Origin of the sequence: Rhizobium sp. CC1099 (assembly GCF_029714385.1) — a bacterium.
Taxonomy (GTDB): domain Bacteria; phylum Pseudomonadota; class Alphaproteobacteria; order Rhizobiales; family Rhizobiaceae; genus Rhizobium.
The window spans coordinates 438017-455010 of sequence record NZ_CP121641.1 but is presented as its reverse complement, the minus strand read 5'-3'; the positions used below and the strand labels follow the sequence as shown (position 1 = coordinate 455010).

Here is a 16994-nt window from a genome sequence, read left to right as displayed (position 1 = left end):
ACCAGCAAGCAACACGCCGCACCGAAATTGAGACGGCGACACAGCCATTGGAGAAGAACGATGACGGCACACGTAACCGGAACACGCAAAGAGTGGTTGTCGGCACGGCTCGACCTGCTCAAGGATGAAAAGGAGCTGACACGGCGCAGCGACGCATTGGCGTTGCGGCGTCAGGAATTGCCCTGGGTTCGGATCGACAAGGAATACCGGTTCGAGACCGAAGAAGGGGGCGCCAAGCTGGCGGATCTTTTCAGGGGCCGCTCGCAGCTTCTCGTCTATCACTTCATGTTCGGTCCCGACTATACGGCCGGCTGCCCGTCCTGCTCTTCGATCGCCGACGGATTCAACGGCATCGTCATCCATCTCGAGAACCACGATGTCGCCTTCTCGGCGGTCTCGCGCGCACCGCTCGCAAAGCTGCAGGGGTTCAAGCGGCGGATGGGCTGGACCTTTCCCTGGGCGTCGTCGAACGGCGGCGACTTCAACCGTGACTTCGGCGTCTGGTTCACTGAAGAGCAGCAGCGCGAGGGCAGCATAGAATACAATTTCCACCGCGAGCCGCCGGCACCTGAGCCGCTCGCAGGAAAAACCGTTCAGGAATGGCAGGTGCGTGGCAGCGAGGGGCCGGTCGCGCAGATCGCAGCCATGACCGGAACCGACGTTGCCACATATACGCGCGACAGGCCGGGCCTCAGTGCCTTCGTGCTCGACGATGGCATCGTCTACCATACCTATTCCAGCTATGCGCGCGGTCTGGACGGCCTGTGGGGTATGTACCAATGGCTCGACCGTGCTCCTATAGGGCGCAACGAGCACGGCGTCTGGTGGCGCCACCACGACAAGTACGACAAGCAATTTCGCCGGGGGGGTCACAACGATGATTGCTGCTCGGCGTGAATCTTTGGGCTCCTCCGGCGAAAGCGGCAACCTGGCGGCCCTCGGTGCCGCCGATTGGCTATCCCTTGCGGCGGCCCCGACCTTCGCGGTCATGGCGCTGTTGACTACCGTCTTTGGCGGTACGGAGATGATCTGCTCTGCCGCGTCTCATACGTCGCCGCTGACCGGAATGGTCCCGATGTACTTGCTGATGAGCGCCTTCCATTTGGCGCCCTGGCTGAAGCTGATCTCCAGCCTGCGAAGCGGAACCTGTCGTCCCGATCCGGCTTTCGCCCCGCAAAGCGCCAACGAACAGGAATCATCGCGACGTGACATTCACGTCGGTCTCGCGTGCTCCACCGGCCAAGATTGAAGCCTACAAGAAGCGCATGGGCTGGAGTTTCCCATGGGTGTCGTCCCGGCAGCGATTTCAATTTCGACTATCATGTTTCGTTCACCCCGGAAGAGATCGCCAAGGGCGAGGCGTACTACAACTACCAACCGGGCCGCGCGATTGCTGGCTCAGAAGAGGAAGGGATCAGCGTCTTCTACAAGGACGAGCGAGGCCAGGTGTTCCACACCTTTTCCTGCTATGAGCGGGGCATCGACATGGTCAATGGCGCCTACCGGTACCTCGACCTCGTGCCGAAAGGCCGTGATGAGGACGGTTTAAACTACCCGATGGAGTGGCTACGCCGGCACGATCAGTACTGATCCGACGCAAAAGATGCGGCGCCCGGTGGCATAACCAGCAATCACTTGGCAGTGCGATCGCAAGCGGTGGCCGGTGCCCTTGTTGCAGGTGAGCGTTTGCCTACATGCTGTCTCACGCCAAGCGGGACAACCCCCGTCCATTCTGCGCCTCAAACGGGGCAGGCAATAGCAACCACAGGAGAGACCAATGCAAGAGACCCTTGTCGTTCGTCGCGAGACGCATATCCCGGCGCCGCCCTCGGCGGTGTTTGCCCTGTTGACAGATCCAGAGAAAATCCTGCGCTGGATGGGTACTGAGGCGGAGATCGAGCCGCAGCCTGGGGGGATCTATCTGGTCAACGTCACCGGCGCTCGCTTCGCCCGCGGTTCCTTTCGCGAGGTGGTGCCGGTGCACCGTCTGGCCTACAGCTTCGGCTGGGACGGCAGCGAAATCGTGCCGCCGGGGTCGAGCCTGGTCGAGATCGACCTGATCGAGCAGCCGGACGGGACGCTGCTGCGGCTGACCCACACTGGCCTGCCCAATGCCGAACAATGCGCCGGCCATGCGGAAGGCTGGGCTCACTACCTCGGCCGGCTGGTCGAGGTAGCAGCCGGACGTGACCCGGGCCCGGATCCGATGCATGGCAGATATGACTAAACTCCGCTCCCGAAACGCCCGCCTTGAGGCGATCGCCAGGCAACGGTCAGCCGGGATGTCCTCCGACATAAGGCAGGCGGACATGCCCTCGCCACGGCGTGGATGACAGCCTCCGGCCCCCGTGGCATGATCGCGGCATGGATCTGCCCGCCCCCCTTGCCTGGCTGGTCGACGAGGCTGGCGCCTCATCCGACCCCGAATTGTTCCTGGCCGAGCTCGGCGGCCGGTTGCTCGCCGACGGCCTGCCGCTGGCCGGCGCAGCCCTGACGCTTGCCGTGCCGCATCCGATCATCGCCCGCCGCACCTGGTTATGGCGGGCCGAAACCGGAGTAGTGATCGAGGCGCTCGGCTTTGCCGGGGGGCCGCCCGGTCAGGCCGGACACGGCTGGCTTGCCGGACTTGGCCCCGTGCTGGAGGAGACAGTCGGCCCGGCTCCGGACAGCCCGGTGCTGGGTTGGGCTGGGTGCCGACCATTCGATCCCGCCGAGGCCTACCGGCTGCGACAGGCCTCGCGCTTTGCCGCCGCTCCCTTGGCCGCGCTGGCCGCACGGGCGGCGCTGGCAACGCTGCTCGAGGCCTATCTCGGCCGGCGCAGCGCCGCGCAGGTGCAGGCCGGCGCGCTCTGCCGGGGTGCCGGCGAGACCATCCGTGCCGCATTGCTCTGCGCCGATCTGCGCGATTTCACAGCGCTGTCCGAAGCGACAGAGCCCACCGTCATGATCGCCGCCCTCGACGCCTGGTTCGACCGCGTCACGGGGGCGGTACATGCTTTCGGGGGCGAAGTGCTGAAGTTCATCGGCGACGGCGTGCTGGCCATCTTCCCGGCCGCCGGCGCGCCGGGCGAGGCATGCGACGCGGCGCTGCGCGCGGTCGCCGCTGCCCGCGCCGGTATGGCTCATCTCGATGCGACGCGGCAGGCGCAGGGCCTGCCATCGCTGCCCTTCGGCATGGCACTGCATTTCGGAGAGATGTTATGGGGCAATATCGGCGCGGCCGACCGGCTGGACTTTACCGCCATCGGCCCCGCGGTCAACCTGGTCAGCCGGCTCGAAGGGCTCTGCAAGCCCCTTGGTCACAACGTGCTCATCTCGGGCGCTGTCGCCAAGGAGACGGCAACGGCCTTGATCCCCTTGGGCGAACACGCATTGCGCGGCATCGCCGACCCCTGCGCGGTCTTCACCCTGCCGGAGGATTAAGCTCTGCTGTCCGGGCCTGGTAAAGGACATTGGATACGCGACAATACATGAGAGGTCGATACGTCTGCAGTCAATCGACTTTGGCAGCGGCCGGCATACGCCACCTGAGCCGGTCATTTCCAGAGGCTGCGCTCAGCTGCGACTCGGGCTCCGCTCTTACCAGTGGTGGTGTCGGCCAATGAAGGTCCTGATTGAGGTCAAGAGATTCCCCCAACGAGCCATTTCTCCTCGCAATTCCCTTTCCAAGAACAGCGGTGAAACCCGCTCAATCCTCGGTCACGGCTCAATTGTCCTTCGGATTTGATCCGCTCGATGCCAGGCGCCAGCTTATCCGTGCCTTCTCCGAGATCCGCCTGATAGACGATGCCGTTGCGGTTGACCACGAAGATGTGGATGCCGGTTTCGCCGTATGTCACCGGCTAGGCGACGGGGCCGAAACCGGCGATCATGTTTCCGTTGATGGTATAGTCATAGGCGCCGCCGGCGATGTTGGCGCCCTGCCGCTTGAGTATCTTAAAGCGGTAGCCGTAATAGCCCCTGTCCTCCGTTGCCTTCTGAAGTTCCGACTGATCGTCAATACTCGCCATACGAAGCCTGCCTGCGCCGCTGACACAGGCGCGAGGCAAAAAAGGCCTTCACCGCAACGCGGATGAAGGTTACAGCAGTCCATCGATGACGATCATGCACTGGACTTGAGTCTATGACCGATACTGTTACCGATCGCTTCCTTCGATATGTCGTTATTGATACGCAATCGGATCCTACGTCGTCGACGCAGCCTTCCACCGATAAGCAGAAGAATCTCGGCCGTGTGCTGGTCGAGGAACTGCTGGCAATCGGGCTTTCGGATGCGCATCTCGACGAACACGGCTATGTCTATGCGACCATTCCGTCCAATGTGGACAAGCCAGTGCCGGTCATCTGCTTCTGTTCGCATATGGATACGGCACCGGACTTCACCGGAACGAATGTCAAGCCGCAAATCGTGCCGAACTACAACGGCGGCGACATTAAGCTTTCAGGCGATCCGCAGCAGGTCATTTGCGTTGGCGACAATCCGGCGCTCAACGACCAGATCGGCAACGACATCATCACCACCGACGGTACGACGCTGCTCGGGGCCGACGACAAGGCCGGCATTGCCGAGATCATGACGGCAGCGCAAATCCTGGTCGACAATCCGGATATCAAGCACGGGACGATCAAGATCCTCTTCACGCCGGACGAGGAGATCGGCCGTGGCGTCGACAAGGCCGACCTTGAAAAGCTTGGCGCCCGGTTCGCATACACCATGGATGGCGAGACGGCAGGGCATATCGAAGACGAGACCTTCTCCGCCGATGGCGTCGAGATCACTATTCAAGGTGTGGCCATCCATCCCGGCTTCGCCAAGGGAAAGATGGAAAACGCCATTAAGATCGCCGGCGCGATCATTAGCCGGCTGCCGAAGAACGTGGCACCGGAGACGACCGAAGGCAGAGAGGGATTTGTTCACCCAACGGGCGTCACAGGCTCGATGGAAAAAGCAGCCCTCAACCTTATCGTTCGTGACTTCAATGACGGTGGCCTCGCAGCCAAGGAAGCCATGCTGGAGAGGATCATAAAGGAGGTCATGGTGGACTATCCCGGCTCCTCTTACGGCTTCAAAGTCAAGCCGCAATACCGCAACATGAAGGCCATCCTCGACCGCCATCCGGAAATCATCGAGAACGCCGTCGAGGCAATCCGGCGCGCCGGAATGGAGCCGGTGCGCGGCAGCATCCGGGGCGGGACCGATGGTTCGCGCCTTTCGTTCATGAGCCTGCCCTGCCCCAATATCTTCGCAGGCGGCCACGCCTTCCACTCGCCGCTCGAATGGGTCAGCCGACAAGATATGGAGAAAGCGGTCAAGACAATCGTCGAACTGGCGAAAATCTGGGAAGAGCGCGCTTAAGCGCGCGCCCTTATTGCTCTCCACTCAACTGCGCAGGCCAGGCGCCTCATGACCGGTGCGCGCCACATATTCCGTGTAGCCGCCGCTATACTGGTGAATGCCGTCGGGGGTGAGTTCCAGCACCCGATTGGACAAAGCGCCCAGGAAGTGCCGGTCGTGCGAAACGAACAGCATCGTGCCCTCGTACTCGGACAACGCCTTAATGAGCATTTCCTTGGTCTCCAGATCCAGGTGGTTTGTCGGCTCGTCCAGCACGAGAAGGTTCGGCGGATCGAAGAGCATCATTGCCATGACGAGCCGCGCCTTCTCGCCGCCCGAGAGCACCCGGCATTTCTTCTCGACGTCGTCGCCGGAAAATCCGAAGCAGCCCGCCAGCGCGCGCAATGAGCCCTGCCCCGCTTGCGGGAACTTATCTTCCAGTGACTGGAGTACGGTGCGGTCGCCGTCCAAGAGATCCATGGCGTGCTGCGCGAAATATCCCATCTTCACGCTGGCACCGAGAGCGACGTTGCCTTCATCCGGCTCCGCCGAACCCGCAACAAGCTTCAGAAGCGTAGACTTTCCGGCGCCGTTGATGCCCATGATGCACCAGCGCTCGCGCCGCCGCACCATGAAATCCAGCCCCTCGTAGATGGTTCGGCTACCGTATTTCTTGTGCACGTTCTTCAGGCTGATGACATCGTCGCCCGAGCGCGGTGCCGGCAGAAACTCGAATGAGACGACCTGGCGGCGCTTGGGCGGTTCCACCCGGTCGATCTTCTCCAGCTTCTTCACGCGGCTCTGTACCTGCGAAGCATGGGAGGCGCGGGCCTTGAAGCGCTCGATAAACTTGATTTCCTTGGCGAGCATCGCCTGCTGGCGCTCGAACTGGGCCTGCTGCTGCTTCTCGTTCTGGGCCCGCTGCTGCTCGTAAAAGGCATAGTCGCCGGAGTAGCTGTTCAAGTTGCCGCCATCGATCTCGATAATCTTGGTGACGATGCGATTCATGAACTCGCGGTCGTGCGAGGTCATCAGCAGCGCGCCGTCATAACCTTTCAGGAACTCCTCCAGCCAGATAAGGCTTTCCAGATCCAGATGGTTGCTCGGCTCATCAAGCAGCATAACGTCAGGACGCATCAGGAGAATTCGGGCAAGGGCTACACGCATCTTCCAGCCGCCGGACAGTGCGCCCACGTCGCCGTCCATCATTTCCTGGCTGAAGCTGAGACCGGCCAGAACTTCGCGCGCGCGTCCTTCCAGGGCATAGCCGTCCAGCTCCTCATAGCGCGCCTGGACCTCGCCGTAGCGATCGATGATCCTGTCCATGTCGTCGGCCTGTTCGGGGTCCGACATGGCAGCCTCGAGCTCCCGCAATTCGGCAGCAACGATGCTCACGGGGCCGGCGCCGTCCATCACCTCGGATACGGCGCTGCGGCCCTCCATCTCGCCGACATCCTGATTGAAATAGCCGATGGTGATGCCCTTATCGACCGATACCTGCCCCTCGTCGGGGTGCTCCGCCTGTGTGATCATCCGGAAAAGGGTCGTCTTGCCGGCACCGTTCGGACCGACGAGGCCGACCTTGTCGCCTCTGTTGAGCGCTGCGGTCGCCTCGATGAAGAGGATGCGGTGGCTGTTCTGCTTGCTGATGTTTTCGATACGAATCATATGCGATAAGGACCCAGAAAAGTTTTTCGGAGGCCTTATGCCACGGGGCGGCGAGGCTGTCGCAAGTTTTTCCGCATTAAGATCTGTTTCGGGGTCGCGGCTGATGCCGGATGACATCGCGCCCTAGCGACGCAAAAAACCCGGCGCCACAACGCCGGGTTTTTCAAACATCTCATTTCGTCGCACTATTCGCGGCGCATCAGGCGCATGACGAGCGATACGACGAACAGCACCAGGAATATAAAGAAAAGAACCTGTGCTATGGAAGCCGAAGCGCCTGCGATGCCGCCAAATCCGAGGACGCCGGCGATCAGGGCTACGACGAGAAATACCAAAGCGTAGTACAGCATGGTGAACTCCTCTCTCGATTCTGATCTATCAACGGCTACCCTTGGCAATTGGTTCCAGAACGCCTGGTTTCAGGGCATCAGCCGAACTGGAGGATGCCCTGCTGCGCGCGGTCGCCTTCGTCGGGGGCGGGTGGCTCTGCTGCTTCGAGATAGAACTTCACGGGCGCAGTCAGCACGAACCAGATGCATGCGCCAGCCATGAACGCCGATCCGATGGGATCATCAATGCGCGTCACGAATGGCAGCCCGGCCGAGGCGAAGAGAACGGTCATCCGCAGAGACCATTCCGCCTCACGCTTGTTGATCGCTCGGGCTCGGAGCGATTTGTAACGCCGGGCGTCATAGCCGCCCCTTCCCACCCTTGCGGAGGAAGCCAGCTTCCAGATGGACGGCAGAGCCAGCATGAACAATGCCGCAAGGCTGAGGACGAGAGGCTGTCCGGAGAGATTGTACCGGCTTGTGATTGCCAGGAACGAAAGCGCCGCCAGGTTCCACACCGGCTCCAAACGCTCCGGATGCTGCGCCGTGTAGACATGCCAAACCCGCAGCGTACGCGCCGCGCCGGAAAGCAGCGGCTCGTCGATATAACGATTGATCCAATCCATGCTGAAATGCCGGTCCCTGTCTAATCGAGATGATCGGCAACACCATGCAATCTGGTCATCATGATGGCGGGACGGCAATCATGCCGTCAATTTTGACCTGAGGCTATCGACGATTTCCTGCATCCGGTCTGCCGGGGCATGGCCGATCAACATGAAGGCATGGCTCCGGCTGGACCAGTAGATGACGTTCATGCCCTCGCGGCCTTCGATGTCCGGCGCCTTTTCACCCTTGTCCGAGTGGATGATGCAGAGCGCCATCGGGCCGGTCTCGGGATCAAGGTAGGCGATCTGGGCGAGCGGTCTTTCGTCATATTCCAGGAGCAGCACGCGCTTAAAGTCTACTCCCGGCAACGCAACCATCCTGGGGGAAAGTGCAAGCCCGAGCTTTCGGTCGATCTGGGCAAGCTGAACGCTCTGCACATCGGCAGGCGGAACGGGCCCTGCCAGCGTGTCCGACGTGTAGAGCGAGATATATTCGGCGACGACAGCGCGCCATTCGGCGCCCTCGTCCTTCGAAAGGCTGCGGCTGATGCCGAGATAGGCGCGGTCTGCAATGACACCCACGACCACCGAAGCGGCAAGCGCGCCGAGGAAGCCGCGGCGGCTCGCAAAGCTTGAGCCCCTACTTTCCCGCTGTGTGGGGATTGCGGCAAGCATCGATTCGAGGCTCGCCCGCGGCGCGGCGGCGAGAAGCGGGGTGAAGGCCTCCTTGAACGGCAGGTTGCTGTGGGACAGGAATTCCAGCCTGGCGGCTACGCGTTCGTCGGCATTGGCGAGCGCTTCGATGCGCGCAGCGTCCTGCGGCGGCAGTTCGCCGTCGATGAAGGCCGTCAGTTCTTCGTCAGAGGGTATGTTGATATCGTTGCTCATTGCCGTCCCTCGTCCGAAATGGCTCCGCAAAGCGTCGCGCGTGCTGCCGCCAGCCGGCTCATCACGGTTCCGATCGGTATGGCCAATACATCCGCCACCTCGCGATAGGAGAGCCCTTCCACGTAGGCGAGGAAGACGGCACTGCGCTGTGCTTCCGGCAGCGCGTCCACCTGCAGCAGCACCTGATTTGCCATGACATGCGTTTCGGTGTCGCGGGCTCCGTCGAAGACCAGTGCTTCCTCCGGATCAGCCAAGCCCTTGCCCTGGCGGACCTTGCGGGAGCGGACCTCGTTCAGCCAGATCGAATGCAGGATCGAAAACAGCCAGCGATCGAGCCGCGTCCCCTGTTCGAATTGCCCGCCGCGTTCCAGCGCCCGGACACAGGTCTGCTGGACGAGGTCATCGGCCACATCGCGCTGCCGCGAGAGCACGAGACCATAACGCCAGAGCCTGGCAAGGTTCTCTGTCAGGCCTTTCCTGATGTCCGCTTCGCTCGCGATGGCCGCCTCCGCCCCAGTTCGTCCTCCGGGGATCGCCAGCCGAAGCGGCAATCCCGTTTCCAGGCGACTATAGGCAGGAAATGTGGCGCGCGCGACCGGCATTCGACTATCCCTCCTTGCCCCCACGCGCCGCCTCTTTTCAGATCTTCGATGGATCGAGGATTACGGCGTTGAGGTCCTGGTATTCCTCGCAACCCGTGCCGCAGATCGCCTTGATCATGTTCAACTGCTCCTTGGCGAGATCGATGCGGCCTTTGACGACGTAGGCTTCGCCGAGATATTCACGAACCTTCGCATATTGGGGATCGAGCTTGACCGACTGAAGATAATAGGAGATGCCTTCGTCCGTGCGACCGAGCTTACGGGTGGCGTAGCCGCGATAATTCAGTACTTCCGCATTGTTCTGGTCCTTGACGGTGTCGAGTATCGCCAGCGCTTCTTCGTAGCGGCCGGCCTTTGCCAGCGAATAGGCATAGTCGGTACGGTTCTCATCCGTCACATTGGCGCTCTGCTGCTTCACGCATTGCTTCGACCTCTTGTCATAGATCTGACCCTTTTTGCAGGTGGGCGTGTTCGCGCCGCCGCCACCACCGCCGCCGACTGCGAAGACGGGAGTGGAAAGCATGGAGGCGGCGATGCAGCCGCCGAGGACGAGAGAAGCGATACGGACAATCGTGGTCGTCATGGGATATCTCCGGGAAAATGACGTTGCCGCGAAAGAACACGCCTGCCCGGCATTTTATTCGGACGGCGCAGGGCATTTTTTCATCACCTTTTCGTGACGAAACCGGTACGAATAAATCGCCGTCAGAGGTGTTCTCCGCTTTACCGCCGGGGGGCAAAAGGAGCATGCCGTGAACGATACGGTCAAATTTCTGAGCCTCGCCATTGCGGTGCCCGAACACATCATCACGCAGGCAGAAGCAGCCGAGGCATCGGCCCGCCTCTTTGCCGGCCGCTTCCAGGACTTTCGGCATCTTGCGAGCGTCTTCGACAATGCGGGCATTACCAAGCGACATGCGGCGCGACCGCTCTCATGGTTCGACGAGCCGCATGGCTGGCAGGACCGGATGGACGCTTATGCCGAGGTCGCAAGCAGCCTCTTCATCGAAGCGGCGACCAAGGCACTGCGGCAGGCCGATCTGCAGGCAAGCGACATCGATTGCGTCGTCACCGTCTCCTCCACCGGGTTTACGACGCCGAGCCTCGATGCGCAGCTTGCCGGAAAGATGGGGTTCCGGGCGGATATAGAGCGCGTCCCCGTATTCGGGCTTGGCTGTGCTGCCGGCGTCTCGGGCTTCGGCATCGCGTCGCGTCTGGCGAAGGGCAAACCGGGCAAGACCGTGCTCTTCGTGACGATCGAACTCTGCACCCTTGCCTTCCGGTTGGACGAGCTGACGCGGCCCAATATCATCGCAACCGCACTCTTCGGCGATGGTGCTGCAGCTTGCGTGCTTCGCAATGGTGGAGACGGCATCGCCGAAGTGGAATCGAGCGGCGAACATCTGTTTGCCGACACGCTCGACATTATGGGCTGGAAGATCGACGACGAAGGCTTCGGCATCGTGCTTGCGCAGTCGCTGCCGCCCTTCGCGGAGACGAAGCTTGGTCCCGCTGTCGACGCGATCCTTGCCCGCAATGGCCTGTCGCGTCAGGATATCGACCGTTTCATATGCCACCCGGGCGGGACCAAGGTGCTGGCGGCAATGGAAAGTGCGCTTTCGCTCGCGCCCGGTTCGCTGGATCACGAGCGCGCGGTGATTTCCGACTATGGCAACATGTCCTCGCCAACCGTCCTCTTCGTGCTGGAACGCGCAATCCGCGCCGGTCTGCCCGAGCGCGCTGCGATGATCGCCATGGGACCGGGATTTTCTGCAAGCTGCGTTACGCTGCGGAGGACGGCATGATGCTTGCGTCCATCGCGCTTCTGACCTTCGTCACGATCCAGCGGCTCGGCGAACTTGTTCTCTCCAGGCGCAACACGGCCGCGCTTCTTGCAAAAGGCGCACGCGAGACCGGGGCGGAACATTACCCCTACATGGTCTCCCTGCATGCCGCCTGGATCGGCGGGTTGTGGCTGCTCGCCTCGGACAGGCCGGTGAACCTTGTTTGGTTCGGCATCTTCATGCTGCTGCAAATCCTCCGCGTCTGGGTGCTCGCCACCCTCAAGGAGCGGTGGACGACGCGGATCATCGTTCTGCCGGAGGCGCCGCTCGTCCGTAGCGGGCCCTATCGCTTCATCCGGCATCCGAATTATGCGGTCGTTGCGGGGGAAATCGCGGTCCTGCCGCTTGCCTTCGGCATGCCGCTCTACGCGGCCGCCTTCACCATCCTGAATGCGCTCATGCTCGCCATCCGCATCCGTGCCGAAAATGCCGCACTCAAAACGGCAATGATTTTGAAATAAAATGCGATTTTTCAATTGCGCCATTGCAATCCTAAGGGCATTTTCCACCCTTGGAATTCAGTGGACTGCAAGGAAAAATGACCAAGAACGCAATCGTGCTCGGTGCCGGCATCGTCGGTGTTTCGACGGCAATTCATCTGCAACGGCGCGGACGGCAGGTGACGCTGATCGACCGCAAGGATCCCGGCAGCGAGACCTCGTACGGCAATGCGGGACTGATCCAGCGTGAAGGTGTCGTGCCTTACGGCTTTCCCCAACAGATCGGACTGCTGCTGCGCTACGCGTTGAACAACCGCATCGACGCGCACTATCATCTGAAGGCACTCCCGAGCCAGCTCGCCTTCCTCGCCCGGTACTGGTGGAACTCCAATGCACGGCGCCATGAGATGATCACCCGTGCCTATGCGCCGCTGATCGAGAACTCGATCCTGGAGCACAAGGACCTGATAGAGGCGTCGCATGCAGAACAGCTGGTCCGCAAGGATGGCTGGATGAAGATCTTTCGGACCGAGGTAACGCGCGACGAAGAGCTTGCTGAGGCCGAAAGCTGGCAGAAGGAATTCGGCGTCAGCTACGAAACGCTGTCTTCCGCGGACATTGCCCGCATGGAGCCGAGCCTCATGCAGACCTTCGCCGGCGGCATCCGCTGGCGCGATCCCTGGTCGGTCCTTGATCCGCAAGCGCTGACTGCCGCCTACCGCAGCTATTTCGAAAGCCTTGGCGGCCGCTTTGTTGTCGGCGATGCCGTTTCGCTCGGCCAGTCGGGTTCCGGCTGGAAAATCATGACGTCCGAAGGCTCGATCGAGGCAGACGACGCGGTGATGGCGCTCGGTCCTTGGGCTGCGGTTGCGACGAAGCGGCTCGGCTATTCCTTTCCGCTTGGCGTCAAGCGCGGTTACCATATGCACTATGCGGCGGAAGGCAATGCCGTCCTCAACAACTGGACGCTCGATGCCGAGCGCGGCTATTTCCTCGCGCCAATGAACCGCGGCATCCGGCTGACCACCGGTGCGGAATTCGCAGCACTCGACGCGCCGAAAACACCGGTTCAGCTCGACCGCGCAGAAAAAGTCGCCCGTACCGTCTTCCCGCTCGGACGCAGGCTCGATCCCGAGCCGTGGATGGGCGCGCGCCCCTGCACGCCGGACATGATGCCGATCATCGGCAAGGCGCCGCGGCACAATGGCCTGTGGTTCGCCTTCGGGCATGCGCACCACGGCCTGACGCTCGGTCCGGTGACCGGCCGCGTGCTGGCGGAACTGATCACCGGCGAGACGCCGTTCATCAATATTTCCGCCTATTCGCCGCAGCGCTTCAATCCCTAGCGGCACGAGAAGTGGCGGCTTTCATCAGAGCTGTGCTTCGATGGCCGCCTTGTCGATGATCGACCATACCTCATCGATCTTTTCCCCATCGAAGCGATAGAAGACGTTTTCGGTGAAAAAGACTCTCTTTCCGTTGACTGGAAGGCCGAGGAACGTTCCCTTAGGCGTGCAATCGAAAGCCAGCCGGCATGCAATAAGGGGTGGGTCGGACGTCAGCAACTGGACGTCAAAACGAAGGTCGGGAATCTCCTCGAAATCCCGCTCCAGCATCGCCCGATAGCCTGCCAGGCCAAGCCGCCGGCCATTGTGGCGCACATCGTCGCCGACAAAGCGCTCCAGCCGCTGCCAGCCCCGCGCGTTCAGGCAGGCGATGTAATCGCGATAAATCGCTGAAAGTTCAGCCCTGCTCAAGGCAAGTCCTCCGGGCACTGGATTTCTCTGAGCACTCAAAGATGGCCGCCTCTAAGGGGCCGTCAATAGATCGTGGTCAGGCAACGCCGAGCGGCGCTAGCTTCTTTCGAGCTTCCTCGGCAATGTCTTCGATCGTGTGGTCGATATCCACCGTTACGACCCCTGGCTCGCCGGTCGGCACTTCCAACGTTTCGAGCTGACTTTCAAGCAGGGACGTCGGCATGAAGTGACCCGAGCGATGCCCCATCCGCTCGCTCAGCAGTTCCTTGGAACCTTCGAGATAGACGAAGAAGAGATTGCCGCCGGCCGCGACGCGCAGCCGCTCGCGATAGATGCGCTTCAGCGCCGAGCAGGAGACGATGACGCCATTGTCTTTTGCAAGAGCCGCCTTCATGGCTTCACCGATGAGGTCGAGCCAGGGCATGCGGTCCGCATCGGTCAGTGGAATGCCTTTCGACATCTTCTCGACATTGGATGCCGGATGAAGCTGGTCGCCTTCAATGAAGCGAAGGCTCAGCGCCTCCGCCAGTTTCTCGCCGATTGAGGATTTTCCGGAGCCGCTGACGCCCATGACGATGATTGCATGGGCCTTGTTCGTCCGTTCCGGCATTCGGTCCTCCGTCGTCGCCTGCGTCCGTTCAGTCGAGCGGAAAATGACAGGCGTATTTTTGTTCACCCTCTCCACTTAGTTCAGGCTCCACCCGGCGGCAATAGTCCTGCGCCTTCCAGCAACGCGGGTTGAAATGACAGCCGCTCGGCGGCTTCAGCGGCGAGGGAAGCTCGCCGTGCAGACGGATGCGGCTCTTGGCGCGATCGGGATCGGCGATCGGCGTCGCCGACAGAAGTGCCGCCGTATAGGGATGACGCGGGTGCGCAAAGACTTCGGCCGCCGGCCCTGTCTCGACCGGGCGGCCGAGATACATGACCATCACATCGTCGGCGATATGGCGAACGACCGAAAGACCATGCGAGATGAAGAGATAGGCAAGCCCCATTTCCTTCTGCAGATCCATCAACAGGTTCAGCACCTGCGCCTGGATCGACAGGTCGAGCGCCGAAACCGGCTCGTCGAGCACCAGCACCTTCGGCCGCAGCATGAGCGCGCGGGCAATGGCGATACGCTGGCGCTGGCCACCGGAGAACATGTGCGGATAGCGATCGTAATGCTCCGGCCGCAGCCCGACGCGCGCCATCATTTCCTCTGCCTTGCGGCGGCGGCGTGCGGCATCGAGATCGGTGTTGATCTTCAGCGGCTCTTCCAGGATCGCACCGACCTTCTGGCGCGGATTGAGCGATCCGTAAGGATTTTGGAAAACGATCTGCACCTGGCTGCGGAGACTCCGGTCGCCGACGCGAGCAGGCTTGCCGTCGATCAGCAGCTCGCCTGCCGTCGGGTCTTCGATCATGGTGACCAGGCGCGCGAGCGTCGACTTGCCGCAACCTGATTCGCCGACAACGGCGAGCGTCTTGCCGGAATAGAGACTGAAGCTCACGCCGTTCAGCGCCTTGACGGTCGCCTCCGGTTTGAACATGCCGCGATTGACAGTGTAGAAACGGGCAAGATCCTTGCCCTCGAGAACGGCGCCGGTCATACGAAGTCTCCAGCGGATTGCTTCGGCATCACGCCGGGATGACCGAGCGGCTTGCCGTCCTTCAAAGGATAGTTGCAGAGCGCGAGGCCGAGTTCCGGCCCCTGGCGGACAACGCCACGATCGCATTCGACCGTCGCATAGCCGCAGCGCGGCGCAAAGAGACAGCCGCGCGGGCGGTCATGCTGGCCGGGAACGACACCGGCGATCGACGGCAGATGCTGGCCGACCTGGGCACGCTCCGGCAGGGCGGAAAGCAATGCGGCGGTATAGGGATGATGCGGGTCGCGGAAGAGTGCCTTGACCGGCTGCTCCTCGACCTTTTGTCCGGCATACTGGACCTGCACGCGCTCTGCAGTTTCGGCGACGACGCCCATGTCGTGGGTAATCAATACCAGCGCCATGCCCTGCTCCTTCTGCAGGCGCACGAGCAGATCGAGGATCTGCGCCTGGATCGTGACGTCGAGCGCGGTCGTCGGCTCGTCAGCGATCAAGAGCTTCGGATTGCAGGAGAGCGCCATGGCGATCATCACGCGCTGGCTCATGCCGCCGGACATCTGGTGCGGGAAGTTCGACAGGCGATCTTCCGGCGCCGGGATGCCGACAAGGTTCAGGAGCTCGATCGAGCGCTCGCGGCGCTCCTTGCGGTTCAGACCCATGTGCACCCGCAGACTCTCGCCAAGCTGGAAGCCGACCGTGAAGCACGGGTTCAGGCTCGACATCGGCTCCTGGAAGATCATCGCCATGTCCTTGCCGATGATCCTGCGGCGCTGTCGGCCGGAAATGCCGATGAGTTCCTTGCCGTCGAAAGTCATGCGGTCAGCGGTGATCTTCGCCGTCCAGGGCAGAAGCCCCATCATGGCGAGCATCGCAACGGACTTGCCGGAGCCGGATTCACCAACGATCGAGAGGATCTCGCCCTTGTCGCAGCTGAGCGATACGCCGTCGACGGCGCGGAAGAGACCGGAAGACGTCTGGAATTCGACGGTCAGATTCTGAATATCGAGAAGCGGCATCATGACCTCTTCAGCTTGGGATCGAGCGCATCGCGCAACCCGTCGCCCATCAGGTTTATGGCGAGAACGGTGACGAGGATGGCAAGACCCGGGAATGTTACGACCCACCAGGCGCGCTGGATGAATTCTCGCGCTTCGGCGAGCATCGTGCCCCATTCGGGTGTCGGAGGCTGGGCCCCCATGCCAAGAAAGCCGAGGGCGGCAGCATCGAGGATCGCCGCCGAGAAGGCGAGCGTCGCCTGGACGATCAGCGGCCCGAGACAGTTCGGCAGGATGGTCTTGAACATCAGCCGCAAGGTGCCGGCACCGGCGACGCGGGAGGCGATGACATACTCCTTCTCACGCTCGGCCATGACCGAGGCACGCGTCAGGCGCACGAAATGCGGCTGGTTGACGATGGAGATCGCAATCATCGCATTGACGAGGCCGGGGCCAAGGACCGCAACCAGCACGAGGGCCAAAAGCAGCGACGGGAAGGCGAGGATGATATCCATCAGGCGCATGATGGCGATATCGATGCGGCCGCGGAAATAGCCGGCCACGAGGCCGATCAGAACGCCAGCGATCACCGAGATCGTCACGACGACAACGCCGATGAAGAGCGAGAAGCGCGCGCCATAGATGAGGCGCGAGAGAATGTCGCGTCCGACAGCGTCCGTCCCGAGCGGGAAGGACGAGCTGCCGCCTTCCATCCAGAACGGAGCAAGAAGAAGCATCTGCCGGTTCTGCTCGTTTGGCGTATGCGGCGCAACGAGCGGCGCAAATATCGCCACGACGAGAATGATGATGAAAACGGCGAGGCCGATGACGGCGCCCTTGTTTCGCGAGAAATAATACCAGAATTCCGCAAGAGCCGATGGGTGGGCGGTTTTTGCAGCGACCGTGCCGGTTTGCATGTTTGTCGTACTCACGGGACCG

General features: G+C 61.7%; 19 protein-coding genes and 2 pseudogenes. 9 read left to right on the top strand and 12 right to left on the bottom strand.

Annotation, left to right across the window (positions count from 1 at the left end; all coding sequences use genetic code 11):
• The first annotated feature begins 60 nt into the window (after window positions 1-60).
• The 5 genes and pseudogenes from QA644_RS02255 to QA644_RS02235 all read left to right on the top strand — a co-directional run bounded on the left by QA644_RS02255 (window position 61) and on the right by QA644_RS02235 (window position 3423).
• Window positions 61-897 (top strand): thioredoxin family protein, encoded by an 837-nt coding sequence (locus tag QA644_RS02255; protein ID WP_283070888.1) that lies wholly within the window; start codon window positions 61-63, stop codon window positions 895-897.
• Window positions 878-1141, top strand: a pseudogene (locus tag QA644_RS02250) (hypothetical protein); the annotation flags it as partial. The gene QA644_RS02255 and the pseudogene QA644_RS02250, both read left to right, overlap by 20 nt.
• 104 nt (window positions 1142-1245) lie before the next feature.
• Window positions 1246-1590 (top strand): DUF899 family protein, encoded by a 345-nt coding sequence (locus QA644_RS02245; protein ID WP_283070886.1) that lies wholly within the window; start codon window positions 1246-1248, stop codon window positions 1588-1590.
• A 187-nt stretch (window positions 1591-1777) separates the two neighbouring features.
• A complete protein-coding gene (locus QA644_RS02240) occupies window positions 1778-2227 on the top strand; it encodes an SRPBCC family protein (RefSeq protein ID WP_239595417.1) in 450 nt (149 codons plus the stop codon).
• Window positions 2228-2364: 137 nt separating this feature from the next.
• Window positions 2365-3423, top strand: a complete 1059-nt coding sequence (locus tag QA644_RS02235; RefSeq protein ID WP_283070883.1) for an adenylate/guanylate cyclase domain-containing protein — start codon at window positions 2365-2367, stop codon at window positions 3421-3423.
• Between the two features lie 197 nt (window positions 3424-3620).
• On the opposite strand, the pseudogene QA644_RS02230 reads toward QA644_RS02235, so the two are convergent.
• A pseudogene (locus QA644_RS02230) lies at window positions 3621-4010 on the bottom strand (DUF2950 family protein).
• 113 nt (window positions 4011-4123) lie between these two features.
• Between QA644_RS02230 and pepT the strand changes: the two are divergent.
• Window positions 4124-5356, top strand: coding sequence for a peptidase T (gene pepT / locus QA644_RS02225; RefSeq protein ID WP_283070881.1), 1233 nt, complete (start codon window positions 4124-4126; stop codon window positions 5354-5356).
• 24 nt (window positions 5357-5380) lie between these two features.
• On the opposite strand, the gene QA644_RS02220 is transcribed toward pepT, so the two are convergent.
• From QA644_RS02220 to QA644_RS02195, 6 genes are all read right to left on the bottom strand, one after another.
• Window positions 5381-7003: an ABC-F family ATP-binding cassette domain-containing protein gene (locus QA644_RS02220; protein WP_239595427.1), complete on the bottom strand. Its 1623-nt coding sequence runs from the start codon at window positions 7001-7003 to the stop codon at window positions 5381-5383.
• A gap of 185 nt (window positions 7004-7188) precedes the next feature.
• A complete protein-coding gene (locus QA644_RS02215) occupies window positions 7189-7353 on the bottom strand; it encodes a DUF1328 domain-containing protein (RefSeq protein WP_022717247.1) in 165 nt (54 codons plus the stop codon).
• A 77-nt stretch (window positions 7354-7430) separates the two neighbouring features.
• Window positions 7431-7958 (bottom strand): hypothetical protein, encoded by a 528-nt coding sequence (locus QA644_RS02210; RefSeq protein ID WP_283070878.1) that lies wholly within the window; start codon window positions 7956-7958, stop codon window positions 7431-7433.
• 78 nt (window positions 7959-8036) lie between these two features.
• Window positions 8037-8828: an anti-sigma factor gene (locus tag QA644_RS02205; protein ID WP_239595433.1), complete on the bottom strand. Its 792-nt coding sequence runs from the start codon at window positions 8826-8828 to the stop codon at window positions 8037-8039.
• Window positions 8825-9430 (bottom strand): sigma-70 family RNA polymerase sigma factor, encoded by a 606-nt coding sequence (locus tag QA644_RS02200; RefSeq protein WP_039844034.1) that lies wholly within the window; start codon window positions 9428-9430, stop codon window positions 8825-8827. Before QA644_RS02200 ends, QA644_RS02205 begins: the two co-directional genes overlap by 4 nt.
• Before the next feature lie 37 nt (window positions 9431-9467).
• Window positions 9468-10013, bottom strand: a complete 546-nt coding sequence (locus QA644_RS02195; RefSeq protein ID WP_074066741.1) for a tetratricopeptide repeat protein — start codon at window positions 10011-10013, stop codon at window positions 9468-9470.
• Between the two features lie 169 nt (window positions 10014-10182).
• On the opposite strand from QA644_RS02195, the gene QA644_RS02190 reads away from it, so the two are divergent.
• From QA644_RS02190 to QA644_RS02180, 3 genes are all read left to right on the top strand, one after another.
• Entirely contained in the window at window positions 10183-11235 is a 1053-nt protein-coding gene (locus QA644_RS02190) for a type III polyketide synthase (protein WP_283070875.1), read from the top strand.
• Window positions 11232-11735, top strand: a complete 504-nt coding sequence (locus tag QA644_RS02185) for an isoprenylcysteine carboxylmethyltransferase family protein (protein WP_283070873.1) — start codon at window positions 11232-11234, stop codon at window positions 11733-11735. The genes QA644_RS02190 and QA644_RS02185 overlap by 4 nt, the downstream gene beginning before the upstream one ends.
• A 77-nt stretch (window positions 11736-11812) precedes the next feature.
• Window positions 11813-13060 carry an FAD-binding oxidoreductase gene (locus QA644_RS02180; protein WP_283070871.1) on the top strand — a complete coding sequence of 416 codons (1248 nt, stop codon included), beginning with the start codon at window positions 11813-11815 and terminating at the stop codon, window positions 13058-13060.
• A 24-nt stretch (window positions 13061-13084) separates the two neighbouring features.
• On the opposite strand, the gene QA644_RS02175 is transcribed toward QA644_RS02180, so the two are convergent.
• The 5 genes from QA644_RS02175 to QA644_RS02155 form a co-directional block, all read right to left on the bottom strand.
• Complete coding sequence (locus QA644_RS02175) at window positions 13085-13471, bottom strand: ester cyclase (RefSeq protein WP_239595446.1); 387 nt, start codon at window positions 13469-13471, stop codon at window positions 13085-13087.
• A 76-nt stretch (window positions 13472-13547) separates the two neighbouring features.
• Complete coding sequence (locus QA644_RS02170; protein WP_239595449.1) at window positions 13548-14081, bottom strand: gluconokinase; 534 nt, start codon at window positions 14079-14081, stop codon at window positions 13548-13550.
• Between the two features lie 28 nt (window positions 14082-14109).
• On the bottom strand, window positions 14110-15063 hold the full coding sequence (locus QA644_RS02165; protein WP_074066735.1) for a peptide ABC transporter ATP-binding protein: 954 nt from the start codon (window positions 15061-15063) through the stop codon (window positions 14110-14112).
• Window positions 15060-16076, bottom strand: a complete 1017-nt coding sequence (locus QA644_RS02160) for an ABC transporter ATP-binding protein (protein WP_074070171.1) — start codon at window positions 16074-16076, stop codon at window positions 15060-15062. The genes QA644_RS02165 and QA644_RS02160 overlap by 4 nt, the downstream gene beginning before the upstream one ends.
• Entirely contained in the window at window positions 16076-16972 is an 897-nt protein-coding gene (locus QA644_RS02155) for an ABC transporter permease subunit (protein WP_239599607.1), read from the bottom strand. Before QA644_RS02155 ends, QA644_RS02160 begins: the two co-directional genes overlap by 1 nt.
• Between the last annotated feature and the right edge of the window lie 22 nt (window positions 16973-16994).

Excerpts from the sequence above, each read along its gene's own strand:
- QA644_RS02160 (WP_074070171.1), bottom strand. The coding sequence starts at position 16,076 with ATGCCGCTTCTCGATATTCAGAATCTGACCGTCGAATTCCAGACGTCT.
- pepT (WP_283070881.1), top strand. The coding sequence starts at position 4,124 with ATGACCGATACTGTTACCGATCGCTTCCTTCGATATGTCGTTATTGAT.
- QA644_RS02255 (WP_283070888.1), top strand. The coding sequence starts at position 61 with ATGACGGCACACGTAACCGGAACACGCAAAGAGTGGTTGTCGGCACGG.
- QA644_RS02170 (WP_239595449.1), bottom strand. The coding sequence starts at position 14,081 with ATGCCGGAACGGACGAACAAGGCCCATGCAATCATCGTCATGGGCGTC.
- QA644_RS02215 (WP_022717247.1), bottom strand. The coding sequence starts at position 7,353 with ATGCTGTACTACGCTTTGGTATTTCTCGTCGTAGCCCTGATCGCCGGC.
- QA644_RS02240 (WP_239595417.1), top strand. The coding sequence starts at position 1,778 with ATGCAAGAGACCCTTGTCGTTCGTCGCGAGACGCATATCCCGGCGCCG.
- QA644_RS02205 (WP_239595433.1), bottom strand. The coding sequence starts at position 8,828 with ATGAGCAACGATATCAACATACCCTCTGACGAAGAACTGACGGCCTTC.
- QA644_RS02155 (WP_239599607.1), bottom strand. The coding sequence starts at position 16,972 with ATGCAAACCGGCACGGTCGCTGCAAAAACCGCCCACCCATCGGCTCTT.
- QA644_RS02195 (WP_074066741.1), bottom strand. The coding sequence starts at position 10,013 with ATGACGACCACGATTGTCCGTATCGCTTCTCTCGTCCTCGGCGGCTGC.
- QA644_RS02235 (WP_283070883.1), top strand. The coding sequence starts at position 2,365 with ATGGATCTGCCCGCCCCCCTTGCCTGGCTGGTCGACGAGGCTGGCGCC.
- QA644_RS02210 (WP_283070878.1), bottom strand. The coding sequence starts at position 7,958 with ATGGATTGGATCAATCGTTATATCGACGAGCCGCTGCTTTCCGGCGCG.
- QA644_RS02220 (WP_239595427.1), bottom strand. The coding sequence starts at position 7,003 with ATGATTCGTATCGAAAACATCAGCAAGCAGAACAGCCACCGCATCCTC.
- QA644_RS02200 (WP_039844034.1), bottom strand. The coding sequence starts at position 9,430 with ATGCCGGTCGCGCGCGCCACATTTCCTGCCTATAGTCGCCTGGAAACG.
- QA644_RS02180 (WP_283070871.1), top strand. The coding sequence starts at position 11,813 with ATGACCAAGAACGCAATCGTGCTCGGTGCCGGCATCGTCGGTGTTTCG.
- QA644_RS02165 (WP_074066735.1), bottom strand. The coding sequence starts at position 15,063 with ATGACCGGCGCCGTTCTCGAGGGCAAGGATCTTGCCCGTTTCTACACT.
- QA644_RS02185 (WP_283070873.1), top strand. The coding sequence starts at position 11,232 with ATGATGCTTGCGTCCATCGCGCTTCTGACCTTCGTCACGATCCAGCGG.